The following is a 23,699-nucleotide window of genomic DNA, read 5'->3' on the forward strand; positions in this document are numbered from 1 at the left end:
ACTTGTTGGCAATCACCAGGACATGAGACTCGCCCGCCGCCGCTCGGTCGCGCAAGGCCGCAGCCAACTCGTCATCGGTCAAACCTCCAACCATCGGTGTGCTCATTTATTGCCCCAAGAATCGACTACGACGTAGCATAACAAAAAGTTCGGTTCAGCGAACTTTTGAAGACACACTTTTAATCGGGATTTGCTTATAGGAAGTTCGGAATAGCGATAGAATTGAAGGCTGTCTAGAAGGAGAGCGCAAGATGGCGTCAAAACTTGGCGAGAAACTTCGAGCGTGCCGGACTTCGCCGAAGGTGAACCTGACGCTTGAGGAGGCAGCCCGTAGAGCCGGGCTGAGCAAGAGCTACCTCTGGGAGTTGGAGAACCGTGAATCCCAGAAGCCATCAGCGGAGAAGCTGCAGGCGATAGCGGACGTGCTTGGACAGGATGTGTCCTTCTTCCTGGACGACACGATTGATACGCCGCAGGAATCAAACAAGGACAAGGAGTTCTTCCGCAGCTACTCCAAGCTGGAGCCAGAGGCCAAGGAAAAGCTGCGGCAGATCTTGGACGTGCTGAAAAAATCCTGACATGACCGAGGCGACTTTCACGCCTGCGACCGCTGCGATACGGCTCACCCATTGGCTTGACGCCGCTGCGGCAGCCGGATTGCAGAGGTTTCCTGTCGATGTCGAGCAGCTTGCGCTTCATGTGGGCAAGGAGCTCAGGTGGCCAGATCCCATCTTCAAAGTCGTGGCCGCTGACATCCCATCGTTTGAAGGTGGCCTCTTCCATGTTGAGGATCAAGGCTGGGCCCTTCTGTACAACCGCAACATGACATCCGAAGGGCGGATTCGGTTCACCCAAGCCCACGAACTTGGCCACTACCTCGTCCACCGCCTTGCACAGCGGGAATTTGAGTGCTCTCAGGCAGACATGGTGCACTGGGGGCCCGAAATGAGGTCGATAGAGGCAGAGGCCGATGACTTCGCATCGAACCTGCTGATGCCCATGAAGCAGTTCCGTGCGTGCACATCGACTTCGGAAATTGACTTCGACATTCTTTCCGACGCCTCAAGAAAGTTCGGAGTGTCCTTGACCGCAACCGCGCTGCGTTGGATACGCTCCACGGAACAAAGCGCCGTCCTCATCTTGTCGAGGGATGGGTTCATGGATTGGTCGATCTCATCCGACAAGGCCAGAGCTAATGGCGCGTTCTATAAAACCAAAGGCCGCGTAGTTGAGCTTCCTCTAGGATCCCTCGCCGCGGATGAGACGATTGCGTCCAACCGCAGCGGTGATCCAATCAGTTTGGGCACTTGGTTTAAGCACGCGCATCGCGACGCCGTCGCCAAGGAAATGAAACTAGTTTGCGAAAACTATGGTTACACGCTCACACTATTGAGTTTGTCCAACGGTGACAAGGTATGGGAGCCCAAGGAGTGGAGCAATGCTTGAACTGAACCGCGTGAATCAGTCAAGGGAATAGTTCGAAGCCTCCGACCAACTCTAAATTCCAGTGAAAGCCTTTAGTTGCAGACCGCCACTTCGGTCAAAGCACCTTGCAGAGACTGCTGTGTTCATCAGCGGTCATTCACACGCAAAAGTTGAGCGGCTGCATCCAGCCTGAAGCCGCAGACCAATATCCGGAACGCGGCCCCCTTTTTCTGCGAACGAAGAAAAGACGTATTTGCCGATGCGTCCATCCATCATGTGTTGAGTAGCTACACAGCTATTCTGTGACTTCCATTTAGACAGTTACTAACGTCCCGTGGGCGTGTCTCGTTCGTGCGTCGGCGTCGGCGTCGGCGTCGGCGTCGGCGTCGGCGTCGGCATAGATTGACGACCCAGGCAATTCTCAGGGGCGCATTTCTTCAATTTCCAAGCGCCGCCCTTTGCGCACTTTGACAATGCCCTTCACATCCGCCGCGGTCTTGTTTTTGACCCGGACTGCCAGCCGGCCACTTGCCAGGACATGCCAAACCAGCCGTGTACCGGGTACGCCTCCAATGGCTAGCCGAATTTTGATTGGTACTGTCGTTTGCCCTCTGGCTGAAATGGTGGATTCGTTCATGTCATTTCCGTAAAATACATAATTGCGGCAATCGGTATCGCGACTACAAATATCACCAGCAGCAGGCCCGCACGTTGTCCGTGAGGATCCGTTTACGGTCTCAAGCTGAAATAGCAGATATCAACGTACAGGATCATTATGAAGAAAATCTTCAGATCGATAATTTTATCTCTTGCTGCCGTTGTCGCTGTTCCGACCAGCGCTTCCTCTGGAATATTGCGACCCATAATTCAAATCAGCGCAGCGGACCACATCCAATCAGGCTTATATAAGGTCTTAGTCTATGGGATGATCCATGAGCTTGGTTTTTGGACCCAAGGTGACATCGACCCCGCATTAGTCTCTTTGTACGGCAACAAAGTTGATATCTATTTTGGTGCGATCGCACCAAGCGGCGAGCGCATTTCTTGGATTATTCAAGATGGCGTATTAATTATAGTCCCCGGATTCACAGCGATTTTGCGCGATCATAGTTATACCGCGGAAAGGAAATACTCGTCTGAACTTAATTTGCGAGTTCGCTACACATTCACTGGCGCTGAGCCCAAGGGAATGTATACATTGTTTGTCCTGATCGTCCCCAAAGACAAGGACCCAAACGATCCATTGAATTGGTACGGAGCGGCGCTCTCTCCTTTATTTTTGGAATAATGAAGTGCCGAGCCACTCAGTCTTTAGCACATCAAACAAGAGCTGCCGATCCGGAGAAATCAGACTCGACCCGAATTTACAGAGTTTATTTTTACTTTACAGAGTTTATTTTTAGGATCATCCGTGATCATAAAAATATACCCTGTAAAAATTCCTCTCCTGAGGCATGACTTTTCCTATCCTGTAAAAACATATGCCTCAGTCAAATTGGGTCGAGAGCAAAAATATAAGCTGTAAAACTGCCATAGCAGCCCACATGTTGACATTCCTCCCTGGCCAACGCGCTCATCAAGATTGGCATCAAGCCGCATTCCATGGGGCAATTTCAAGCGGGCAGCACTATGGTTGCTCCTTCGATACTGATGGCGATCGGCTTGATTCGCATGCTCATGCCCCGCATCATCAAACCCATCCTGCTCGGCCTGCTTATCGGTACCGCCCTGATGATTGCCACTTACGGCTCAGCAGCAATGGGCTCTGCCTCGGCAATCAATCTGCTGATGAAGATGACACTCCCATCATTCAATGTTGCAGTGATACTTGCGCAGCCTGTGGCACCAGATGACTTGGAGCGAGGAGCACAGCAACTCGACTTCTTGCTCATGGTGGCATGGCTGCAGATCAGCCTGATCTCAGCCGCGATAGTTGCAGCAGCACGCGCGGTGCTCGCACGTTCAAAATACCCCCCACACTCTTGCACCCCAGCCGAAGACCAAGGCAGTTTTCATATGTCCGCCCAAAGCAAGCGAGCAATTCGCTGAATCGCCCACTGCAGTTCATCGCCTCCATGTTCGTCATGCAGGCGGTGGTAGGGCGGGGAACTCCCTTCAATTCAAGATACCTTGCCCGGACGTGTGCATTGCATTCATCTGGCGTGCAGATCAGAATGGGCCATGGCCCTCGAAGACGATATCGCTACCCTCTCCGCACTTGTTCAGCGTATGGTTGATGAATCAGGAACACCAGTAGGTTTTGACGCGCGGGCTTGGCTTGACCAATGGCTGTTGGAATTGGCACCGACATTTGGTCATCGTCGTCCACTGGATGTTCTCAGCGGACCCGGCGGGCTGGATTTGGTGCGTAGCCACCTCCTGCGCGCGCAATCCGGGGCCTATTCCTGAGCGCAATTGTGGTGCTCTCCATTCATTGAATGCGTCACTGCCCACTAATTCATTGGGCCATCGCACACGCCTTGAAAGCCGCCTTGGATTCCCGTGTGGGCCGACCAGCTTCTCAGCATCCCATCGTCGAAGCAGAAAGACTCGCATTGGCTGCCTCGAAGAACTCGACCACCTTGCCATCCTGATCAAGCCTGAAGACCTGATTCCAGCACCGGTTTCCGCCATGCACGACGATGTCCGCCAGAATTGCCTCACTGCGAAGAACACAACCGGAAGCCCAAGCCTGTTGCGCCAGATTCACGCTTGACTGGGACGAATACCATGCGCAAGAAAACCGATAAAAATATCGGCCACTTCGTCGCTTCCAAGGCTGCCATCGATATGCATCCATTGGGTAATCGAGCTAACAGCGCCCATGAACCAGAACACCGCCAATTTCACGTTGCACGGGGCAATGGAACCATCCTGAACACCCCCCTCGAGCACTTTGCGCAGCTCTTGATCAAACTTTCGCCGACGCAAAGTGATTTTTTTCTGATCCGCCACAGTCATACCGGAGAAATCCTGGAGGATCGCCGGTGCGCCCATTTCATCCGTTAGCAACGAGATGTAGTTCTTAATGAAGGCCGAGATCCGACCGAAACCAGTATTTTCCGAAGCGATCGCGTCTTGCAAGACGCGATCTCCCAAATGCATGGCGAGCTCGTGGCATTCGTAGACAAGTTCCTGCTTGTTCTTGAAGTAGTAGTAGAGGGCAGGCTTGGTGACGTTGAGCGTTTTTGCAATCTCGTCCAAGGACACATTCTTGTACCCATGGCGGCCAAATGCGCGCGAAGCTTCCGCAATGACAGCTTGCTTTTTGAGCTGGTACTGCTCATCCGCGCCGCTGACCGCATTGTTCCATTTTGCGCCCTTGCCCGATCTTTTGGCAGCATTGCGTGTCAGTGACTTGGGCTTTGCCTCAATTGGCGTACTCATTGGTGTTGTTTTCCTTGAGGGCATTCGTATCGCTAACTGAGGCAAAGTGTATCGAACTGCTTTCGCCGATAGGCCTGCGGAGAAAGGCCGTGCTCATCAGCCAGCCAAGATACTGCGCGCAATGATCAACTTTTGAATGTGACTAGTGCCTTCGTAGATCTTTGTAACGCGCACATCGCGATAATAGCGCTCGACCGGGAAGTCGTTGACATACCCGTAGCCACCATGCACTTGCAGCGCCGCAGAGCAAACCTTTTCAGCCATTTCGCTGGCATAGAGTTTAGCAACGGAGGCCTCCTTACTGGTTGGCAGGCCCGCATCCGTAAGACGAGCTGCATACAGCATGTACTGGTGCGCCACCTCAACCTGCATGGCCATTTCCGCCAAATCAAAGCTAATGGCCTGCAGTTCGGTGAGTGGCTTGCCATAGGCCTCGCGCTCTTTGGCGTAGCGGATGGCTGCCTCCAGCGCTGCACGGGCAATGCCGATGGCCAGGGCGGCGATTGCGATGCGCCCATCGGACAACAGCGATAGTGCTTTGCCATACCCGCGCCCTTCCTCACCGATCATGTTCTGAACTGGAACACGCATGTTGTCCAGCTGAATCTGAGCCGTGTGGGCCGTGTGCTGGCCCAGCTTCCTTTCGATACGCAAGCATTGGTAGCCTGGATCTTCGGGGTCCGCGATGAACAGGCTGAAGCGGTGACGGGCACCTGGTTCCGCAGTTGCTGCCACGACGAGCGCAAAGCCCGCTTCACTGCCATTGGAAATCCATTGTTTGCTGCCATTGATCACATAAACGTCGCCGTCCCGCTTAGCCGTGGTCCGGATGGCTGCGGTATCCGAGCCTGCATGGGGCTCTGACAATAAAAAGGCACCAATGCGCTTGCCACTGGCCAGATCCGGCAGATGGCGGGCCATCTGTTGTTCGGTTCCAAAACTACGTAACACGTGCGCAGCTGAGTTGTGGACGTGCATCATGGTGGCGAAGCCACCATCGGCCGCTGCGAATTCTTCAATAGCCAGGCAATACTCCACGAATGAAAGCCCGGAACCGCCGTATGCTGGCGGGGCGAGCATGCCCATGAAGCCTACGTCGGCAACTGCCTTGATTTCGTCGTGTGGCCAAGCCCCCGTGCGATCACGTTCGGCGGCCGTGCTACCCACCACTTCAGTCGCGACACGCCGGGCAGACTCCCGAATAATGACTTCTTGTTCGCTCAGCAATGCATTGGAAACGATGCTCATAAACCCATCCTTGAAAACTTGGAAAACGACTGACCCAATGCGGTCAACCCAGCCAGCGCTTGCGGCGGCGGTAATGTTTCATGTCGCGGAAACTCTTGCGCTCCCCATCGACCGTCAGGCCGAGGTAGAACTCTCGAACGTCCTCGTTGGTCTTTAAGCTGTTGGAGGGGCCCTCTAACACGATCCGTCCGCTCTCCATCACATAGCCGTAGTCGGCTAAATCCAGAGCGACGCGGGTGTTTTGCTCCACGATCAGCAGAGTCAGACCGCTGGTCTTGAGGTCACTCAGCAAACCATAGACCTCATCGACCATCAGCGGAGCCAAGCCGAGCGAAGGCTCGTCGATCATCACCAACTTAGGCTTGGCCATCAGGGCCCGTCCAATTACCAGCAATTGCTGCTCGCCGCCCGACAGGTAACCTGCTGTGCGAGTACGCAAGGCTTTCAGACGCTTGATGCGGCTATACACCTCATCAAGCATTTCCTTGGCATCGCCAGCGCTGCCCATATGACCGCCCACCACCAGGTTCTGCTCCACTGTCATGTGGCGGAGAACCTTGCGCCCTTCCATGACATGTACCAACCCCTTGCGAACGACATCGACGGGGTTGGCACCGGTGATGTCCGCACCATCAAATTGAATACTCCCCGCCGTCACACGACCATCCTCTGTCCTGACCAGGTTGGAGATGGCCTTGAGCGTGGTGCTCTTGCCAGCGCCATTGGCGCCCAGCAAGGTCACGCACTGTCCAGCGGGGACTTTGGCGGTAATGCCTTTGACAGCAAGAATGACGTCGCTGTAGAGGACTTCAACGTTGTTCAGTTCAAGCACGGGTAGCTCCAGATGATGTGGCCTGGGTCTCGGTGGCCCGAGACCCAGGCCGATTTGCAATTACCACTTGTTCAACACAGGAACCGGAACGTTCTGCTCGAGAAGTTTGTACTTTCCCTTTTCGACGGTGCCGATGTTGACGGCTGTGCCCGAGGTCGGGAACGGCGCATCATTGTTGAACTTGATATTGGGCAACAAGCCAAAACTGCGCTCGGTAGGCATGGGGGTGGACAGCAGTGCAGCGCGAACCTCTTCGCCCGTCACACCGCCAGCACCTTTGACCTTGACAACATTTTCAACGGCACGAACCGTCAACATCGCTTGGCTCATGCCCATAATGCAGGCAGAGTTATAGGCGGCTTGCAACTTGTATTGGCTGCGCAGTTTCTCGAAGAAGTCCCGTGCCGGTGTTGCGCCTTCGGCGGCCATGGCCATGCCATAGACCTCATAGTTTCCATCCATTTGGCTCAGGTCACCCAGCGCTTTCCCCGACGAAAGCAACCCGTTATGAGCGCTAACCACTATCGGAATATTGGTTTTTCCAAGGCTTTGCAGGGCGCGCCGTGTCGCCACTACCGATGCTGTATTGTTGAACACCTGCAGTACCGTGGCCCCCTTGCGGACCAGGCGGCTGACCTGCTGGGTAAGGTCGGTCGGCTGTGCTTCGGTATAAATCGTTTCAACGACTTCAATGATCTTCGGATTGTCCTTAGCGAACTTCTCGACACCTTTGTGGATGTCCACGTAGGCCGGCGATACTTCCGATGAAATCACCCCCACCTTGAGAGGAGCAGACGAACCCGACTTCTTCTGCATCCACACATAAAACGCAGCCGCTTCGTGCGGGTAAGTGGCACGGGCATTGAACACCCAGTTATCACCCTTCCAAGCAAATCCATATCCTGCTGTCGACTGGACAAGAGGCACCTTGTCACTAGGCAAGCGCTGCTGCAGCGCATTGGTATCTGCACCGCCCACACCCAGAACAGCCACCGGGTTGAGCTCGGACTTGATGCCTGGCCAGAGGCTGGCCACTTGGGCGACGTCATAGCGGGTGTCGAAATCCTTGATTCGCAATGCGACGCCCTGCGCTTTACCGACCTCTTCGCTCCACCAGTCGAGCACCGCACGGCGGCATCCCGTCATATCTTTCATGATGTCTGCGAAAGGTCCGGTGAAGTCAGCCAGGCCAGCCACGTTGTAAGTAGTCTGAGCTTGTGCCATGCCGCCAAGGCACAAGGCTGACGCCAGTAAAGCGCCGCGTTGCCCCAGTTTGACCATTGCCGACAACTTTGCTCGATTCGTTTTCATAAAAAAAGTCTCCTTTTGTAGTAGCGCTTTGCATTGGAGCAGCCCTTCCCAGCGCCTAAGGTGGCTGCAGAAAACAGGATTGCGGTCAATATGGGTAAGGCCACATGCGATAAGACCGCTTGACGATGTTCCACCGGTGCATCAGACCGCGTGGCTCAAAGATCAGAAAGGCCGCGATGACTCCACCCAGGAAAATATTCATCACTGCGAAAACAACATCTCCGCTCAGGAAGGAAAAGTTCTCGACCAGTGAAGGGCCCACGATGGTGATCGTCTCCTGGGCAGTACGGATAACAAACACGCCGATCAGCGCGCCCGTCACCGACCCCATGCCACCCACAATGATCATCGCGATGAACCATATCGAGTGGATCAGGGTGAACTGGTCAATCGCCACGAACCTGACGTAGTAAGCCCAGAGCCCTCCACCGATGCCCGCGTAAAACGCACCCAGCAAGAAGGCAAGTACCTTGGTGCGCACGACATTGATGCCCATCATTCCTGAGGCCACGTCGTCATCGCGCACTGCCGCAAAAATTCGACCATGGCGGCTGCGTGCGACGCCGTAGGCGCCCGCAATCATGATGAAGGCCACTACCAGACACAGGTAGTAAATGCGGGTATCGGTGTTGAAAACGAAACCAAGGAGCTGTGCTGGTTCCAGAGTGATGCCGTTAGATCCCCCCAGCCACTTGGCAGGCAGGTTGAGCACAAAGAAGTGGAACAAAATCTGCGCAGCAATCGTGGTCAAGGCAAGGTAAAAACCCTTTATGCGCATTGCGGTTAATCCAAACACCAGCCCAAAAAGCGCCGCGCACAGCCCGCCGATGGGCAAAGCCAGCCAGAAAGGCAGGTGGCCTTTCGTCGCTAGGAGCGCTGTTGCATACGCACCAACCCCCATGAACGCAGCTTGACCCAAATTGATCTGACCCGCTAGACCAGTATTGATCTGCAGCCCCATGACCACCACTGCAGTAATCAGCATAGAGGTCATGATCGCCACCCAGCGGACCTCGCTGATCAGGGGCAGCGCAAACAACGCTATAACAAACAGGCCCAATGCCACCGCCTGGCTGCGCGTGCGAATTAGTGCTTGGTCTTTGGCGAAAGAAGTCGCGAATACACCTGCGGGATCCATGCTCATACCCTCTCAATGGTTTTCCACCCGAACATGCCGGTGGGACGAATTAACAACACCACCAGCATGATGATGAAAGGAAAGACGGAGCCCAGCGCTCCCCCCACCAGGGGATCGAGATAGGCCGAAGCCAAACCCTGAATCACACCCACCAAAACACCGGCGATCAGCAAACCTGCGAGGGACTCCAACCCAGCCAGCAAGGCCACCGGCAAGGCAGCCAGGCCGATGTCGGAGCTCATCATGTTGATGGAGCGGCCACTCAAATGCACTATCGCCCCCAGTGTGGAAAGCACGGATCCCAGCACCCACGCAAAGGCAATGGAACGCTGCACCGAGATGCCCATGGACATGGCCACCTGGTGGTCTTCCGCCACGGCCGTCATGGTCAAGCCAGCCCTTGTCCGGTTGAAAAACCAGGAGAGGCCAACGCCGATGAAGATGGTCATAATTCCACCGTAGAGCATCGAACGGGAGACGATGAGATCGCCAACGATGATCGGATCCAGAGGAAAGATGATCGGAAAAGCACGCACCTGTGGACCAAAAAGCACCAACACAACGCCTCGGATCAGAATCAAGAGACCGATCGTCACCATGACCATCGAGAAGACGGATTCCCCAACCAGACGGGCAAAAAATATCCGCTCAATCATGAAACCAAAAATTGCAGCACTAACGAATGCCACGGGCAATCCGACCCACAGCGGTAGACCCATCTGAATAATCGTCCACCACACCATGTAGCCGCCAAAGACCACCAACTCACCTTGTGCAAAGTTGAACACCTTTGACGCGCGATAGATCACGACGAAACCCATGGCGATCAACGCATACAGAAGCCCTGACAGCGCACCGTTTATCAGGTAGTTAATAAAATCGATCATTTCCGTCCTCTGCTTCGGGCTGCGCCCAGGTGGTCTGACCCTGCGGCGTCCGTGTCATGGATGGACACCAGAGCCTCGAAATTGCCGCGCCGACCGTCCTGGTAGGTCACAGGAATATCGATACGCACGGCGTGCAAGCCGTCATATAAACCGTTGATCAGCGTGGCGTATCGCACCTCCAGGAATTCGCGCCGCAGCTTTCTCGAACGTGTTAGTTCGCCCTCGTCCGGATCAAGCTCTTTTGGAAAATTGGCGAATCGCTTGACCCGCGCATGCGCCGGCAAAAACTGATTCACACGGGTAATTTCCTGACTGATCAACTCTGCGACCTCTGGCCGCTGTGACAAATCGGTAAAGGTTGAAAATCCGATCCGCTTGTCTTCTGCCCACCGCGACAGAACAGCCATGTCGATATTGATGAGAGCGGCCACGAAGTCCCTCGTCTCGTCTCCCACCGTCATGATGTCCTTGATGAAGGGACTGAACCGAAGGCGGGTCTCGACGAACTGCGGCGGGAAGGTTTCTCCGCTGCGCAAACGCTTGAGGTCCGACAACCGCTCCAGGAACACGAGCTCGCCTAGCTCAGTTTTCGTTACGGCATCGCCCGTGTAGAACCAGCCATCTTTCACCTTCGACTCTACGGAACCCTCTCTGCGGTAGTAGCCCAGAAACGGGCTTCCGCCACGAATCTGCAGCTCTCCGTCCGCACTCAAGCGCCATTCCAATGGTGGGCCCGCCTCTGGATGCGCCTTCATCCAGTGCCCTACGGTCTCCAGATCAAATCGGTCACCCTGGTGGCATGTCAGCAACCCGGTTTCGGTGGAGCCATAGATGTTGCGCAGAGGTATACCCATGGCATGGAACATGCGAAACACATCCGGTGCCATGGTGGCACCACCGCAGCTGGCACAGCGCAGCCGGGTCAGGCCGAGCAGATCTCGCAACGGGCGCAGAACCAGTGCATTGGCGATAGGAAACAGCAACCGGTCCAGCAGGCCAACGGGTTTTCCATCCAAGCGCCCCACATTAACGGTGTGACCGATCTTCATGCCCCACTCGTAGACACCTCGTCGAATGGGTCCTGCGTCGAGCATGTGCGCCTGCACAGAGGACGCCATGCTTTCCCACTGGCGCGGAGCAAATGTCATACCTTCCACCGCCAATTCCCGAATGTTGGACAACACCTGCTCCGGGCCCTCGGGGAAGTTCACTACCATGGGCAATCCCAATCCCATGGTGATGCCATATATTTGTTCAGTGGCCCAGGATGGCGCGATGTAACTCAGGTATTCCATACCCGGCTTCACATCCATGGAATCGATCAAGCGCTGGGCGTTGTCGATCAAAAAGCGATGCGTGAGGATGACGCCCTTGGGCTGCCCCGTCGTGCCGGAAGTGTAAGAAAGAACCGCTATGTCATCGGGGGCTCCCGCATCCACTAGCGCGTCGTACATCTTTCCGTTACGTTGATGGATTTCACGCCCTTGCCGCTGCATGCCATCGAAGGTTTGCAGGATGGGGTCGTTATACGACCACATACCCGTTTCATCCCAATACACAATGTGGCGCATCTTCAACGTCTTGTTCCGGACATCCAGGCCCTTGTCAACCTGCTCTTGGTCCTGCGCGAACAAGATGACTGCTTCGCTGTCGTCCAAAAGATAGGCCACCTCCTCCGAAGTGAGGTCCGGGTACATGGATACAACTTTGCATCCCAGTGCATGCGCGGCATACTCGGCCCAGTAATGCTGCGGCTCATTCTCACCAATGATGGCAATGGTCTCACCCGCTTTGACGCCTGCTTGGTGCATGCCCAGCGCAATCTCTCGAACGTTGCGCTGCACATCCGCAAAGCTGTACTCCCGCCAAATGCCGCGCTGCTTATGGCGCTGGGAAAGACGGTTGGGGTTAGCATGCGCATGCTTGCGCAGCAACTGGGGAAGGGTCGCGATTTCGAGTTTCATTGGACGCCCTCCCCAAGATAGGCTTTAAGCACTGCGGGATTAGCCTGGATCTCCTTGGGCGTTCCATCGGCGATCTTGCGTCCAAAGTCCAGCACAGCGATGCGGTCAGCCAGGTCCATCACCACACCCATGTCGTGCTCCACCAAAACAATAGGAATGCGCTTTGCCTCGCGCACATCCAGAATGAAACGTGCCAAGTCTTCTTTCTCTTCAGTATTCATACCGGCCATAGGCTCATCCATCAACAGAATCTTCGGGTCTTGGGCCAGTGCGCGCCCCAAGTCCACGCGCTTGCGAAGCCCATAACCGAGGCTGCCCACCGGCGCATGCCGGATGGATTCAATTTCAAGAAATTCAATGATTTCTTCCACCACCTCCCGATGCAAAACTTCTTCCCGTTTTGCCGGGCCGAAATGGAAAAATGACTGCACGAGATTGGCCCGCATGTGCATGTGGCGCCCCACCATCAGGTTCTCGATAACGGTCATGCCCGAAAAAATGTGCGTACCTTGAAAGGTGCGCGCTAGGCCCTGTGCCGCCACGTCGTGAACCGCCATGTCGCGCACGTTGTGCCCGGCCAGGGATATCTCGCCTTTCTTGGGGCGGTAGAACCCGCTCAGGCAGTTCATCAGAGAAGACTTTCCCGCTCCGTTCGGCCCGATGATTGCCAGCAGCTCGTCCTTGCGCACATCAATCGAAACATCATTCAGCGCCACAACTCCACCGAACTGCAGCAGCAGATTCTGGGCTGTCAGCACCACGCCTTCCCGCTGGCTTTGAATGGCTGCATTCATTGGCACCTCCACTCTGAATTCTTGGCTTTGTCCATCGAATTTCCTTCATAAGACCTTTGCAGGGTCTACGCATCCATTTGCGGGAATGCTCGCAGCGATCAATGGACCACGACTAACAACGGACACCCGCATCCAGGCTGATCGTGGTGGCATTCAAATAGGCGTTTTCCACAACGTGCCGAACCAGTCCACCGAACTCTTGTGCCTGCCCCATGCGATGAGGAAAGAGGATGACGTTGTCAATAATGTTTTGCGACACCTTCGTTGGCATGCCTGCAGACATGGCGGTCTCAAACAGACCAGGCGCCACGGCCACCACTCGGATTCCGTGTTGCGCAAGATCCCGCGCCACCGGAAGCGTCATTCCAATGACCGCCGCTTTGCTGGCGCTATATGCGGCCTGGCCCACTTGACCCTGCCACGCAGCACCAGATGACGTGTTCACGATGACCCCCCGTTCACCGTCGACATTGGGCTCGTTCTGCGACATGGCCAACGACGCATAGCGCACCACGTTGAATGTCCCGGTCAGGTTGATGGCGATCACCCGGTTCCAAAGATCCATCGGGAATAACTCGCCCTTTGAAAGCGTCTTGCAGGGACCCAGAATTCCCGCGCAATTTACCGCCACATGCAGCGCACCAAATTCCGCCACTGCCGCGTCTACGCCAGCCTTCACACTGGCCTCGTCCGAAACATCAACCTTCTGGATTCGCACGCGCTCGCCCATCGGCAGCACCTCGCTCGCAAGGCGCTCTTCGTCCAGATCAACCGCCATGACGCTCGCTCCGGCCGCAAGCAATGCCTTGCAAGTGGCGAGCCCCAGGCCTGAAGCAGCTCCTGTGACGAAGGCAATGGTATTTTTGACATCCATACTGTTTCTCTTGTCTCTTATTGAGTGCAGCGCTCAGCGCGCCAAGATGGTGATACAGGCAACAGCTTCTTCAATGCCCTCAAGACCGCCACCGTTTTCTGCCAGCGCAATCCTTGCGTCAGTCACCTGCCGCAGTCCGGCTTCCCCGCGAAGCTGAGTTACCAACTCATGGACTTGGGCAATACCGGTGGCCCCAACAGGGTGCCCCTTAGACTCCAGGCCGCCGGACGGATTAACGGGAATGCGGCCACCAATCCGGGTATCACCCCGCTCGGCAATCACACCGCCCATGCCGAACTCACAGAAACCGAGGTTTTCTGTCTGAATGATTTCACCCATGGCCGTGGCATCGTGCACCTCGGCCACCGAGATATCTGCTGGGCCAACACCTGCCAGTTCATATGCCCTGCGCGAAGCCAGTGCTGTGCAGTGGTTGGTGTAGTCGTCTTCGCTCCGGTCGGAACCGCTTTGCACTACTGCCGCCAACACCTTGATGGCACGCTTTTCATCGATGTTCAAGCGCATAAGCGCCGAGCGTGTGCAAATGATGGCTGCTGCTGCGCCATCAGACACCGGGGAGCACATGGGCAGAGTCAATGGGTAGGTGATCGGCGGCGCGGCGAGCACCTCTTCGATGCTGTAAGCCATCCGGTACTGCGACAGCGGGTTGTGCATGGAGTGCGCGTGGTTCTTGGACGAAACGGCGGCTAACTGGCGCTGCGTCGTCCCGAAAGTGCGCATGTGCGATCGTGCAAACGCCGCATACACGTCCATGAAAACGCTGTACGGCCTGGGTGAGGTACTCCCCTCGGGCACCGCCACGTCGCGCCCCATCTTCATCAACTCCCCACGAATCTCTTCTGCACGCGAGAGATCCCAGGCACTGTCAAACACCGAGAACATCTTGAGCTTGTCGGATGAGAACATCTTCTCTGCACCAACAGCCAAAGCGACATCGCCAGCACCCGACTTGAGGTGATTGCAGGCTAGAACGAACGCCGACGAGCCGCTTGCACAAGCGTTTTCGACGTTCACCACCGGAATGCGCCCAATCCCCATGGCCCGCAGCGCAATTTGCCCACGAATCATGTGCTGGCCATCCATATGCCCCTGGGAAGTGTTCCCAAAAAAGGCCGCTTCCAAGTCTTCTTTTTCCAATCCCGCGTCCGCCAAAGCAGCCGCCGTGGCCTCGCGTGTGAGCGCCTTGATGTCTTTGTCCAGATGCCGTCCGAATGGCGTCATCCCCACACCAACCACATAGATATCTTCCATCGCATTTCTCCGTGGCGGATCTTCTTGATCCATGAAAGTCAAATAAATTACTTTGCGTAAGATGTTTTTACTGTACAGTAAAATTCTCAACTGCTTGCCAGTGATTACCCTTGGTATCACATTCGCGGCTCAGCAAAGCGGCAGGAATCGCATGCCCCGCGCAGTCTCAATATCGCCCTGCTCAGTCACGCTGTACAAACCACGAGCCACGTTGTGGGGATGAGCGGCGGCTTCGGCCATGGTGAGCACCGGCGCAAAGCAACTGTCAGTGCCTTCCATCAGTGCATTCCAGTACGTACTAGGTTGGGAAGCAAAGCGCTGCGCAATCCGCGCCTTGAGAGACGGCCACAAAGTCTTGTCCATTTGCCGTGCGGGGTCGACATCCGTCAGCTGCAATTGCGTCAACAGCAATGCATAGAACTGTGGCTCGATTGCACCGACCGTGATGTATCGCCCATCGCTGCACAGATAGCGGTCGTAGAAGGGTGAGTCATGGAAGACACTGGGTTCGCTGCCTTCCAATCCGCCACCTTGACGAATCAGTTGCACGAGCGGCGACAGCATTGCCAACACATCAATGATGGCGCCGTCAACCACGCAGCCCTGGCCCTTATCCCGCGCGCCTAGCAACGCCGACACCATGCCAAATGCAAACCCGAGGGCGCCGGCAGCATCCCCAACCACTGTGGGTGGAAGCATGGGAGGGTGTCCCGGTTGCTCGGTGATCGACATGAGCCCAGTGAGAGCGACATAGTTCATGTCGTGCCCGGCGGCCTGAGCCAGCGGCCCATCCTGCCCCCAGCCCGTCATGCGCCCATACACAAGCCGCGGGTTGTATTCACCACATACATCGGGACCCAAACCCAGGCGCTCCATCACACCCGGGCGGTTGCCCTCAATCAACCCGTCGCTTTGCGCGACCATGTCCAGCGCCCGCGCCTTGTCCTCGTCGTTCTTGAGATTCAATGTGACGCGTCGTTTGCCGCGCGACAAGAGCGCCCCGTCCTTCGGAGTGAGCTCATCAGGCAATGCGCTCGCACCTGGCCGCCCGACCACAGTAACGTCAGCGCCCATCTGCATCAACATGAACCCAGCTAAGGGCCCTGGGCCGATCCCCTCGAACTCGACGATCTTGATACCCGATAGCGGGAACATGAGCGGGCTGCTCTTACTTCGCATGAAGAACTCCATTTGTTTAATTGTTTTACTTTAGGGTAGAATTTTTAACTTATGGGTAATGGAAAACCCCATGTCCCTCAAAACAGAGGCAAAAGCAGAATCGATCCATGAACACGCAAGCCAGCAAGGAACCCCTGATGTCGACACCGGTTGTGATTACAGACGTACGAAAAGGCACCATGTGGATTCGCCTGAACCGACCTGATGCAATGAACTCGCTGACCCCGGCGGTGCTTCGGGGAATAGACCACGCACTCAACGAAGCACAGAGCCGCGGAGACGTGATATCCGTCGTATTGACGGGCACTGGACGGGCCTTCTGCGCGGGCGCCGACCTCAAGTACGTCAAGACGCAAGCGGGCGAAAGTGGCACCAGTGGCTTTCTGGACAGCGTACTGTCCACCATGAACCGGATTGACCGCTTTCCAAAACCCGTGATCGCCGCCCTGAACGGCATAACTCTGGCGGGCGGGCTCGAACTGGTGCTGTGCTGTGATCTAGTGCTGGCGGCAAGGAGCGCCAAAATTGGCGACGCACATGCCAACTACGGCCTGATCCCCGGAGGGGGGGGGTCGGTGCGCCTGCCGCGGGTCATTGGCCCCACACGCGCCAAGTACCTTCTCTTCACGGGTGACTTCGTGGACGCGGCAGATCTTGTGGAAGCGGGCCTCGTCAACCAAGTGGTGGACGACGACCAGCTCGAAAGCGTTGCACAAGCCGTGGCCGACAAAATTGCCACGAAGAGCCCCCTTGGCCTGCGCCGCATGAAAACGCTGGTCGACGATGGTTTGCAACAGCCTCTAGACACCGCCCTGCGATTGGAGCTTCTGGCCTCTGAAGTGCATTCCCACAGCGCCGATCTCCACGAAGGCCTGGCCGCATTCAACGAAAAACGCACCCCGCGCTTCACGGGCCACTAGGACGGCAACGCCATGCATACGTTACCCACCACCGATCGATTCAGACTACTGCGTGCTTCGCAGCAATTCGCCTACGACCGCGCCCCGGCCATCCGCGCGGTCTATCAGCTTGCAATGATGACGCCGCAGGATCTCCAAGGCCCTGCCGACCTTGCACGGCTCGCCGTCACAAGTAAGGATTCACTGCTTGATAAGCAGCGCCAGTCACCGCCATTCGGTGGGTTTCTCGCTGCCGACGACACATCTATCCGCCGCATTTATGTCTCCCCAGGCCCCGTCTATGAACCCCATTCTTTCGACGAAGACACTGGCAAGGGCTTCTCGCATGTGTTCAGGCAGGCGGGAATCGGCCCCGGTGACCGTGTACTCAACACCTGGTCCTACCATCTTGTTCCAGCCGGCCTATTGCTAGATGCGGGCATTGCTGCCACCGGGGCGACGCTCATTCCCTGCGGGCCCGGCGGCGCCGAGCAACAAGCGCAGCTCATCATGGAACTGGGCATCACCTGCATTTGCTCCTCCACCTCCTTCTTCGTGACCTTGGTCGAAACGCTTGAGCGCATGGGCTACGACCTGCCTTCTCAATGGAAGGTCCGCTCCGCAATGCTGGGCGGCGAACTGGGTGACTGGATGGGCAAGCGCCGCGCATTGGAGAAGAAATACGCAATCCGCACGTTCTCGGCTTATGCCACCGGCGACTTCGGGCTGATTGCTTACGAGGAACTAGGACAACTGGGCTACACGGTCCAGCCTGACCGGCTCGTCCAGATCTGCGACCCGCACACCGGCGCACCCCTTCCGCCGGGCGAACCCGGCCAGATAGTGGTCACCACGCTGGACAGCGGTTGGCCTCTGGTCCGCTTTGGCACAGGCGATGTGGCGCAAGCGCTGGCCCATTCCCCGGATGGTCTCGTCGAACGAATCAGTTTGTTGCAAGGCCGAGTGGGCCAAGGTGTCAAAGTACGCGAAATTTTCATCTATCCACGCAACGTGGAAGAGCTGATCATCCGGATCCCGGCTATAGAACGTGCCCAGATCATCGTTGAAAAAAAGCAGCATCGGGAAACTGCAACCTTGCGCGCGGTGCTAACGCCAGGGGCTTCTCACTACGCCACGCAAAGCGATTTGATCGAAGTGTTCAGGCAATTGACCCGCCTGAGGCTCGACTCAGTCGAGTGGGTAATCCAAGAAGATATGCCCATTGACGCACCCTTGCTGGTTGACAACAAGCAGTGAAATTCTAAAAAGCCATTGGTCTGATGCACCTAGTGGCTATACCGTCGCTTACCTCATGAAACGATAGCAATGATTGAACTCGCAGCCAATCCACTTATTTATCCATTCAAGCCACCATCGTCACGACACTGGGTCGAGATCGCCCCGGGCGTACGCTGGATCCGACTGTCGATGCCATTCCGACTCGACCACATCAATGTATGGGCCATAGATACCCATGATGGCTGGGTGCTGGTAGATACCGGCCTGAATAACCCCGACACCGTGGCCGACTGGCTGGCCCTCATGGCGCACGGGCCGCTGGCACGGCCACTCCAAGGCGTTTTCGCCACACACATGCACCCAGACCACATCGGCTTGGCTGGTTGGTTCACGCGTCGCTTTGGTGTGCCGCTGCACATGAGCCGGCTGGAGTACCTGACCTGCCGCGTGATGCATGCCGACACGAACCGCGAAGCCCCGCCCGACGGCGTGCTCTTCAATAGATGCGCCGGCTGGTCGGAGGCAGCCATTGAAAGCTACCGCAGTCGCTTCGGCAGCTTTGGTAAACATATCCACGCTCTGCCTGACAGCTACCGACGGTTGCAGGACGGCGACCACGTCCAGTTGGGTAAATATGGCTGGCGGATCATCACCACCGGCGGCCACTCACCAGAACATGCCTCTCTGTACTGCCCCGACTTGAAACTGCTGATCTCCGGCGACCAGGTGCTACCGAAGATTTCGTCGAATGTTTCGGTGTTCGCCAGCGAGCCACAGGCCAATCCGCTGAAGGAGTGGTACGAAGGGCTCGACAAACTAATGAGGGATGTTCCCAACGATGTGTTGGTACTCCCCTCTCACAACGAGCCCTTTTATGGACTGCATGAACGCCTTGACTCGCTCAGGTCAGGCCAAAATAGTGCACTGAATCGGTTACGTCAGACATTGACTACCGGGCCTCAACGGATCATCGATACGTTCGCTGCACTCTTTCATCGCTCCATCGGAGAACAGGATGCGCAGCAACTGAGCCTGGCAACAGGTGAGGCAGTTGCTTGCATAAACTTTCTCATCGCACAGGCCACCATAGAAGTCACGATGGACGAAAACGGGGTCGCGTGGCACTCAACAAGATATTGACATTGAAGTGCCGCCCTACGCTCTATGGTGAATCGACCCGGTTGATCTAGACGCCGTCGAGCCTCGAACCGAAGCCCATTGGCAGGTGCAACGGTGTTTCGGCGGCAATCTGCGGAAATCTGACCGAGAAGTCCCCTGAATTTTTATTCGTTTGAGCGACCGTTTTGAGTCGTTATGCACAGTGCGCCGTTATGAGTAGCCCGGTGGGTGTGAACCGCCCCGGGGCGGTTCACCATGCCCATCCGGGATTGGAAAGCTGCCCTGACCCGATTTACCATTCAGTTCGGAGACCGCATCTCCATCAACTGAAGTCCGAACCGTTTACACAAAAATTCGGACACGCCCGGGCTGCCGTCACTTCGCCAACTGCTTGCCTCTAGCAACTACGAGGTTTGGCTGAGAAATTCATAAAGCAGCTGTGCAATTTCTCTTTGAGTTCGCGTTGTACTTCGGGGTTTGACAAGCCCATAGTTCCATCGCATGCGACCAGGTTTTGGCGACAGGACTGAGGCCAGCCCTCCAAATCGTCGTCGAGTGCTATCTGTCGCATCTCGGACGATCATGGGGCCGCTTGCGGCGCTGAGCGTCTTCTTGAACTTGCACTCCACCGATGTTGATCTACAGGCGCTCAGAGCAGATGAATGCCTTTCTGCTGAAGGTTGGTGGATGGGAGGTGGCGGAAGTCCAAGCTGAAACGCTTGCGCACACCTTCTAGTACCTAAGCAACTCGAATCACAGCCTCCTAGATCGCATGCCCCTTGGTGTTGCTGCCCCGAATGACTGCATCCGGCGCGCTAAACTGAAACTACAGTGCTCTGGTATTTGAGCCGATGAGGGAAATCTGATCGGATGAGAATTTTTCTACCTCCCTGAACCGCCCCGGGTTTTGTGGAGGCTCAACACTCTGAGAGGATTGAGCCATGAGGAAGTCAAACAAGTTTTCACCTGAGGTCCGCGAACGCGCTGTTCGCATGGTGCGCGAGCACCGAGGTGAGTACCCATCGCTGTGGGCTGCCATCGAATCCATCGCCCCCAAGATCGGCTGCGTGCCCCAGACCCTCAACGAATGGGTCAAGCGCGACCAGATCGATAGCGGCGAGCGCGACGGCATCACGACGTCTGAGCGTGAACAGATGAAGGCGCTGGAGCGCGAGGTCAAAGAGCTGCGCAAGGCCAACGAGATCCTCAAGCTGGCCAGCGCGTTTTTCGCCCAGGCGGAGCTCGACCGCCGTTTGAAGTCCTGAAGGATTTCGTCGATCAGCATCGACAAGCCTACGGGGTCGAGTCGATCTGCAAAGTGCTGCAGATCGCCCCGTCAGGCTATTGGCGCCATGCCGCTCACCAACGTAATCCCCAACTGCGCTGCTCGCGCGCCCAACGTGACGACACCTTGGTGCATCACGTCGAGCGCGTCTGGCAAGCCAACATGCGGGTCTATGGTGCCGACAAAGTCTGGAAACAGATGAACCGAGAGGGAGTCTGCATTGCCCGCTGCACGGTGGAGAGGTTGATGAAACGTCTGGGCTTGCAGGGCGTGCGCCGTGGCAAGGTGATGCGTACCACCATCAGTGACATGAAGGCGCCGTGCCCGCTGGACCGGGTTAACCGACAGTTCAAGGCAGAGCGGCCCAACCAGCTGTGGGTCTCGGACTTCACCTACGTCTCGACCTGGCAGGGCTGGCTGTACGTGGCCTTCGTGATCGACGTGTACGCCCGGCGCATTGTGGGCTGGCGGGTCAGCAACTCCATGCACACCGACTTTGTTCTGGATGCCCTGGAGCAGGCGCTGTCTGCCCGGCAACCCGAGCGTGATGGCGCCTTGATTCACCATTCCGACAGGGGGGCGCATTACGTCAGCATTCGCTACAGCGAACGTCTCTCAGAGGCTGGCATCGAGCCCTCGGTGGGCAGCAAGGGCGACAGCTACGACAACGCCTTGGCCGAGACGATGAACGGGCTGTACAAGGCCGAGGTGATTCATCGCCGGTCCTGGCCCACCCGTGAATCGGTGGAACTGGCCACGCTGGAATGGGTGTCCTGGTTCAACCATCACAGGTTGCTCGGACCCATCGGATACATCCCGCCAGCAGAGGCTGAGGCACACTACTACCGGCAACTCGCCAGTCAGACCTCCATGGTGGTGGCCTGACTTAAACCAACCGGCCTCCACGATTCCCGGGGCGGTTCAGCCGGTTGTAATCAGCCGGCGCACTCACGCTCACTGGCCGCAAGCGGTCGTTGGATCCTGCGCCCGGCACTTACACGAATGGCAGTTGTACGATTTGCTGCGGTCGTAGGTGCCCGCCACGCTTTAACGCCGGACTTCGCGCCTGCTCCTTCTGTTAGCTAGAGCCACTGGGTCTCTTGCGTCAGTCGCGTCGCAGGATTACCGCCAACTTGCCGTCGGAATCACTAAAGTCTTTGACTGTCAGCGTCGACTTCAGAGGCGTGCATACACCCAGGTAGTAGTCGGGTGGGTTTCTGAAGCGCTCATAGCGACGGCTGATACAGCCTTCCTTGGTGGCCACCACATAAAGCGGCCTCTTCTTGACCTCTTCGTCAGTGATCTGCACGCCCAATGCGAACGGGATGGTCTGCACCTTGGCAAAGTCGTTGCGACTGTCGGAGTAGTTACCGAGGTAGGTCGCGTAGCTCTCCCACCGAGTGAACTCGACCGAGAAGTCACCAAGCTTCTTCAGCGTCGCGCCATCCGCCCAGTAGAGCGCTGCGCCGGGCAACTCCGGGTTACTGACGCCCTTGCCTGCCGTGACGCTCATGCTCATCACTGCGTACTTGGCATCACGGTCAGCATCACGATAGTGGTAGGTGTCGTCGTAGCGGTCCATCACGAAGCGGGCTGCGAAGCTCAGATCACCAAACTTTGCGGTGACGGCCGGCCCCTTGATAGACAGGCTTGCCGGCAGTGCCTTGAAGCCTAGGGCGGCCAGTCGGTGCTCCTCCGCCGCTGCCTTTGCAAGACCATCGCGATAAGTCGCAATTTGCTTCTTGCCGTCTGCCGCTTCGGTCGTTTTGGGAAATCGTTTTTCGAGTTCCGCCTGCGCTTTCTCAGCCTTCGATGCATCCTTGCTGGCCAGGGCGCTGGTTAGGTCCGCAAGGATGACGGACGGAGACCGCGACAGTTCCTGAACCTCTGCTTTGAGACGATCTCGTTCTGCAGTCAGGTCGCGAATTTGCTGCTGATACTCCGCTAACTTATCAGGCTTTGCCTCAGCGGGGGTCGGCTTCTCACCGCACCCAAGCAGAAGGCCAGCAACAGCGGCAAAACTGAGTGTGAACTTAAACGAGGTGCTGAGGTTAATCGACATGCTCAATAGATGGCAAAGTTGGTACGGGAATCAACGAGAGGGGCTCAGCGGTCATAGCTCTTGCCGCCGGTGGAAATGCTGTAAAGCGTCGAGCTATACGGTAAGCGCACCAGGATCCTCGCGTCCCTTAGGACAGATGCAATCGCGAAACCACGGCACAAAAGACTAACGCCACCATTCTTTCGCTCGCACATTCCATCAGGACTGTCGATGAACTGCGTGCTACCCTGCCGCGGAATGATGATGGTCTTGCCCTCTGCGAGCACACCAATCGGCGGGATCACAAACACAGTCAGTTGGGTGTAGACCGTCACGCAAACGACCGCGACAACAGCCATGCCAATAAGGCGCTTTGCTTTCATACCTGGGTTCCAGTGGTTCCCACGCAGGCGCTCTGCCAAGTAGTGAGTAACAAACAAGCTGATGCTTGGGAGGTCCCAAATGTAACTCGACTGAACGTCTTGAGTACCCAGCTCGGCGCTTTCTTCAGTGGGCGGCATCTTTCCAGAACATCACAGGACAGAAGTTTGTGGTTGACTCTCTTCAAGTTTCCGGTGTGGCTTTGGAAGATGGGATCACAGGGAGAATTGAACGACACGTGTTGGCGATTGCTGCCATTCATGCACAGGATTGCGAGTGACTCCGATCAGCCTGAAGCTGACCCACTACAGGCAAGGTCGGCTCTGCAGCGTTATGCACAGTGCTCCGTTATGAGTAGCCTGCTGGGCGCTCGTGCGAGATCTCCCTGGTGCGGGGCGCGTGCATGCGCTACGAGGCTATCCAT

The 23,699-nt window shown here is 56.4% G+C and carries 24 protein-coding genes and 1 other annotated feature; of the genes, 9 read left to right on the forward strand and 15 right to left on the reverse strand.

The window, feature by feature from the left end; all coding sequences use genetic code 11:
• Window positions 1-251 precede the first annotated feature (251 nt).
• A complete protein-coding gene (locus B7Y64_RS16560; protein WP_182342510.1) occupies window positions 252-578 on the forward strand; it encodes a helix-turn-helix transcriptional regulator in 327 nt (108 codons plus the stop codon).
• A gap of 1 nt (window position 579) precedes the next feature.
• Window positions 580-1,446 (forward strand): ImmA/IrrE family metallo-endopeptidase, encoded by an 867-nt coding sequence (locus tag B7Y64_RS16565; RefSeq protein ID WP_291325828.1) that lies wholly within the window; start codon window positions 580-582, stop codon window positions 1,444-1,446.
• Between the two features lie 400 nt (window positions 1,447-1,846).
• Here the strand turns inward: B7Y64_RS16565 and B7Y64_RS16570 are convergent, their stop codons facing one another.
• A complete protein-coding gene (locus B7Y64_RS16570; protein ID WP_291325830.1) occupies window positions 1,847-2,062 on the reverse strand; it encodes an AbrB family transcriptional regulator in 216 nt (71 codons plus the stop codon).
• Window positions 2,063-2,200: 138 nt separating this feature from the next.
• On the opposite strand from B7Y64_RS16570, the gene B7Y64_RS16575 reads away from it, so the two are divergent.
• The 3 genes from B7Y64_RS16575 to B7Y64_RS16585 all read left to right on the forward strand — a co-directional run bounded on the left by B7Y64_RS16575 (window position 2,201) and on the right by B7Y64_RS16585 (window position 3,834).
• On the forward strand, window positions 2,201-2,713 hold the full coding sequence (locus tag B7Y64_RS16575) for a hypothetical protein (protein ID WP_291325832.1): 513 nt from the start codon (window positions 2,201-2,203) through the stop codon (window positions 2,711-2,713).
• 314 nt (window positions 2,714-3,027) lie between these two features.
• On the forward strand, window positions 3,028-3,474 hold the full coding sequence (locus tag B7Y64_RS16580) for a hypothetical protein (protein WP_069105685.1): 447 nt from the start codon (window positions 3,028-3,030) through the stop codon (window positions 3,472-3,474).
• Window positions 3,475-3,606: 132 nt separating this feature from the next.
• Window positions 3,607-3,834 carry an antitoxin Xre/MbcA/ParS toxin-binding domain-containing protein gene (locus tag B7Y64_RS16585; protein ID WP_082564895.1) on the forward strand — a complete coding sequence of 76 codons (228 nt, stop codon included), beginning with the start codon at window positions 3,607-3,609 and terminating at the stop codon, window positions 3,832-3,834.
• Window positions 3,835-3,946: 112 nt separating this feature from the next.
• On the opposite strand, the gene B7Y64_RS16590 is transcribed toward B7Y64_RS16585, so the two are convergent.
• From B7Y64_RS16590 to B7Y64_RS16645, 12 genes are all read right to left on the reverse strand, one after another.
• Window positions 3,947-4,135, reverse strand: coding sequence for a hypothetical protein (locus B7Y64_RS16590; RefSeq protein WP_146191287.1), 189 nt, complete (start codon window positions 4,133-4,135; stop codon window positions 3,947-3,949).
• A complete protein-coding gene (locus B7Y64_RS16595; protein WP_158550323.1) occupies window positions 4,132-4,812 on the reverse strand; it encodes a TetR/AcrR family transcriptional regulator in 681 nt (226 codons plus the stop codon). Before B7Y64_RS16595 ends, B7Y64_RS16590 begins: the two co-directional genes overlap by 4 nt.
• A 96-nt stretch (window positions 4,813-4,908) precedes the next feature.
• Window positions 4,909-6,060, reverse strand: coding sequence for an acyl-CoA dehydrogenase family protein (locus tag B7Y64_RS16600; RefSeq protein WP_056743879.1), 1,152 nt, complete (start codon window positions 6,058-6,060; stop codon window positions 4,909-4,911).
• A 43-nt stretch (window positions 6,061-6,103) separates the two neighbouring features.
• Window positions 6,104-6,892 (reverse strand): ABC transporter ATP-binding protein, encoded by a 789-nt coding sequence (locus B7Y64_RS16605; protein ID WP_056743881.1) that lies wholly within the window; start codon window positions 6,890-6,892, stop codon window positions 6,104-6,106.
• 60 nt (window positions 6,893-6,952) lie between these two features.
• On the reverse strand, window positions 6,953-8,203 hold the full coding sequence (locus tag B7Y64_RS16610; protein ID WP_083235468.1) for an ABC transporter substrate-binding protein: 1,251 nt from the start codon (window positions 8,201-8,203) through the stop codon (window positions 6,953-6,955).
• 85 nt (window positions 8,204-8,288) lie between these two features.
• Window positions 8,289-9,347, reverse strand: a complete 1,059-nt coding sequence (locus B7Y64_RS16615) for a branched-chain amino acid ABC transporter permease (protein WP_231940635.1) — start codon at window positions 9,345-9,347, stop codon at window positions 8,289-8,291.
• A complete protein-coding gene (locus B7Y64_RS16620; protein ID WP_056743883.1) occupies window positions 9,344-10,228 on the reverse strand; it encodes a branched-chain amino acid ABC transporter permease in 885 nt (294 codons plus the stop codon). Before B7Y64_RS16620 ends, B7Y64_RS16615 begins: the two co-directional genes overlap by 4 nt.
• A complete protein-coding gene (locus B7Y64_RS16625) occupies window positions 10,225-12,192 on the reverse strand; it encodes an AMP-binding protein (protein ID WP_056743885.1) in 1,968 nt (655 codons plus the stop codon). The genes B7Y64_RS16620 and B7Y64_RS16625 overlap by 4 nt, the downstream gene beginning before the upstream one ends.
• On the reverse strand, window positions 12,189-12,986 hold the full coding sequence (locus B7Y64_RS16630; protein ID WP_056642819.1) for an ABC transporter ATP-binding protein: 798 nt from the start codon (window positions 12,984-12,986) through the stop codon (window positions 12,189-12,191). Before B7Y64_RS16630 ends, B7Y64_RS16625 begins: the two co-directional genes overlap by 4 nt.
• Before the next feature lie 112 nt (window positions 12,987-13,098).
• Window positions 13,099-13,860, reverse strand: coding sequence for an SDR family NAD(P)-dependent oxidoreductase (locus tag B7Y64_RS16635; RefSeq protein ID WP_056642823.1), 762 nt, complete (start codon window positions 13,858-13,860; stop codon window positions 13,099-13,101).
• A 33-nt stretch (window positions 13,861-13,893) separates the two neighbouring features.
• Window positions 13,894-15,132, reverse strand: coding sequence for a thiolase family protein (locus tag B7Y64_RS16640; protein WP_056642825.1), 1,239 nt, complete (start codon window positions 15,130-15,132; stop codon window positions 13,894-13,896).
• Window positions 15,133-15,261: 129 nt separating this feature from the next.
• Window positions 15,262-16,323 carry a CaiB/BaiF CoA-transferase family protein gene (locus tag B7Y64_RS16645; protein ID WP_231940634.1) on the reverse strand — a complete coding sequence of 354 codons (1,062 nt, stop codon included), beginning with the start codon at window positions 16,321-16,323 and terminating at the stop codon, window positions 15,262-15,264.
• Between the two features lie 95 nt (window positions 16,324-16,418).
• Between B7Y64_RS16645 and B7Y64_RS16650 the strand changes: the two genes are divergently transcribed.
• The 4 genes from B7Y64_RS16650 to B7Y64_RS16665 all read left to right on the forward strand — a co-directional run bounded on the left by B7Y64_RS16650 (window position 16,419) and on the right by B7Y64_RS16665 (window position 21,738).
• Complete coding sequence (locus B7Y64_RS16650; RefSeq protein ID WP_231940633.1) at window positions 16,419-17,231, forward strand: enoyl-CoA hydratase-related protein; 813 nt, start codon at window positions 16,419-16,421, stop codon at window positions 17,229-17,231.
• A 12-nt stretch (window positions 17,232-17,243) separates the two neighbouring features.
• A complete protein-coding gene (locus B7Y64_RS16655; RefSeq protein WP_291329438.1) occupies window positions 17,244-18,467 on the forward strand; it encodes a phenylacetate--CoA ligase family protein in 1,224 nt (407 codons plus the stop codon).
• Between the two features lie 69 nt (window positions 18,468-18,536).
• Window positions 18,537-19,589, forward strand: a complete 1,053-nt coding sequence (locus B7Y64_RS16660) for an MBL fold metallo-hydrolase (RefSeq protein WP_056642830.1) — start codon at window positions 18,537-18,539, stop codon at window positions 19,587-19,589.
• 920 nt (window positions 19,590-20,509) lie between these two features.
• Window positions 20,510-21,738 (forward strand): IS3 family transposase gene (locus B7Y64_RS16665; RefSeq protein ID WP_291329441.1). Its coding sequence is split into 2 segments (ribosomal slippage): window positions 20,510-20,801 and window positions 20,801-21,738, totalling 1,230 coding nucleotides; the frame shifts between segments, so codons are not numbered across the junction.
• Window positions 20,788-20,904 (forward strand) — a sequence feature (AL1L pseudoknot). Its footprint overlaps the gene before it by 117 nt.
• Window positions 21,739-21,958: 220 nt before the next feature.
• Here B7Y64_RS16665 and B7Y64_RS16670 read toward each other — a convergent pair.
• Together B7Y64_RS16670 and B7Y64_RS16675 are read right to left on the reverse strand one after the other, a co-directional pair.
• Window positions 21,959-22,915 (reverse strand): hypothetical protein, encoded by a 957-nt coding sequence (locus B7Y64_RS16670; protein WP_291329443.1) that lies wholly within the window; start codon window positions 22,913-22,915, stop codon window positions 21,959-21,961.
• A gap of 44 nt (window positions 22,916-22,959) precedes the next feature.
• Window positions 22,960-23,277 carry a hypothetical protein gene (locus B7Y64_RS16675; protein ID WP_291329445.1) on the reverse strand — a complete coding sequence of 106 codons (318 nt, stop codon included), beginning with the start codon at window positions 23,275-23,277 and terminating at the stop codon, window positions 22,960-22,962.
• Window positions 23,278-23,699: the final 422 nt, after the last annotated feature.

Source organism: Acidovorax sp. 35-64-16, assembly GCF_002281195.1.
Classification (GTDB): domain Bacteria; phylum Pseudomonadota; class Gammaproteobacteria; order Burkholderiales; family Burkholderiaceae_C; genus Acidovorax; species Acidovorax defluvii.

What these genes read in the sequence shown, in the direction of transcription:
- B7Y64_RS16670 (WP_291329443.1), bottom strand. Translation starts at nt 22,915, where the DNA reads ATGTCGATTAACCTCAGCACCTCGTTTAAGTTCACACTCAGTTTTGCC.
- B7Y64_RS16645 (WP_231940634.1), bottom strand. Translation starts at nt 16,323, where the DNA reads ATGGAGTTCTTCATGCGAAGTAAGAGCAGCCCGCTCATGTTCCCGCTA.
- B7Y64_RS16675 (WP_291329445.1), bottom strand. Translation starts at nt 23,277, where the DNA reads ATGAAAGCAAAGCGCCTTATTGGCATGGCTGTTGTCGCGGTCGTTTGC.
- B7Y64_RS16600 (WP_056743879.1), bottom strand. Translation starts at nt 6,060, where the DNA reads ATGAGCATCGTTTCCAATGCATTGCTGAGCGAACAAGAAGTCATTATT.
- B7Y64_RS16615 (WP_231940635.1), bottom strand. Translation starts at nt 9,347, where the DNA reads ATGAGCATGGATCCCGCAGGTGTATTCGCGACTTCTTTCGCCAAAGAC.
- B7Y64_RS16565 (WP_291325828.1), top strand. Translation starts at nt 580, where the DNA reads ATGACCGAGGCGACTTTCACGCCTGCGACCGCTGCGATACGGCTCACC.
- B7Y64_RS16560 (WP_182342510.1), top strand. Translation starts at nt 252, where the DNA reads ATGGCGTCAAAACTTGGCGAGAAACTTCGAGCGTGCCGGACTTCGCCG.
- B7Y64_RS16610 (WP_083235468.1), bottom strand. Translation starts at nt 8,203, where the DNA reads ATGAAAACGAATCGAGCAAAGTTGTCGGCAATGGTCAAACTGGGGCAA.
- B7Y64_RS16575 (WP_291325832.1), top strand. Translation starts at nt 2,201, where the DNA reads ATGAAGAAAATCTTCAGATCGATAATTTTATCTCTTGCTGCCGTTGTC.
- B7Y64_RS16585 (WP_082564895.1), top strand. Translation starts at nt 3,607, where the DNA reads ATGGCCCTCGAAGACGATATCGCTACCCTCTCCGCACTTGTTCAGCGT.
- B7Y64_RS16640 (WP_056642825.1), bottom strand. Translation starts at nt 15,132, where the DNA reads ATGGAAGATATCTATGTGGTTGGTGTGGGGATGACGCCATTCGGACGG.
- B7Y64_RS16660 (WP_056642830.1), top strand. Translation starts at nt 18,537, where the DNA reads ATGATTGAACTCGCAGCCAATCCACTTATTTATCCATTCAAGCCACCA.
- B7Y64_RS16580 (WP_069105685.1), top strand. Translation starts at nt 3,028, where the DNA reads ATGGGGCAATTTCAAGCGGGCAGCACTATGGTTGCTCCTTCGATACTG.
- B7Y64_RS16655 (WP_291329438.1), top strand. Translation starts at nt 17,244, where the DNA reads ATGCATACGTTACCCACCACCGATCGATTCAGACTACTGCGTGCTTCG.
- B7Y64_RS16630 (WP_056642819.1), bottom strand. Translation starts at nt 12,986, where the DNA reads ATGAATGCAGCCATTCAAAGCCAGCGGGAAGGCGTGGTGCTGACAGCC.
- B7Y64_RS16625 (WP_056743885.1), bottom strand. Translation starts at nt 12,192, where the DNA reads ATGAAACTCGAAATCGCGACCCTTCCCCAGTTGCTGCGCAAGCATGCG.
- B7Y64_RS16650 (WP_231940633.1), top strand. Translation starts at nt 16,419, where the DNA reads ATGAACACGCAAGCCAGCAAGGAACCCCTGATGTCGACACCGGTTGTG.
- B7Y64_RS16620 (WP_056743883.1), bottom strand. Translation starts at nt 10,228, where the DNA reads ATGATCGATTTTATTAACTACCTGATAAACGGTGCGCTGTCAGGGCTT.
- B7Y64_RS16570 (WP_291325830.1), bottom strand. Translation starts at nt 2,062, where the DNA reads ATGAACGAATCCACCATTTCAGCCAGAGGGCAAACGACAGTACCAATC.
- B7Y64_RS16595 (WP_158550323.1), bottom strand. Translation starts at nt 4,812, where the DNA reads ATGAGTACGCCAATTGAGGCAAAGCCCAAGTCACTGACACGCAATGCT.
- B7Y64_RS16635 (WP_056642823.1), bottom strand. Translation starts at nt 13,860, where the DNA reads ATGGATGTCAAAAATACCATTGCCTTCGTCACAGGAGCTGCTTCAGGC.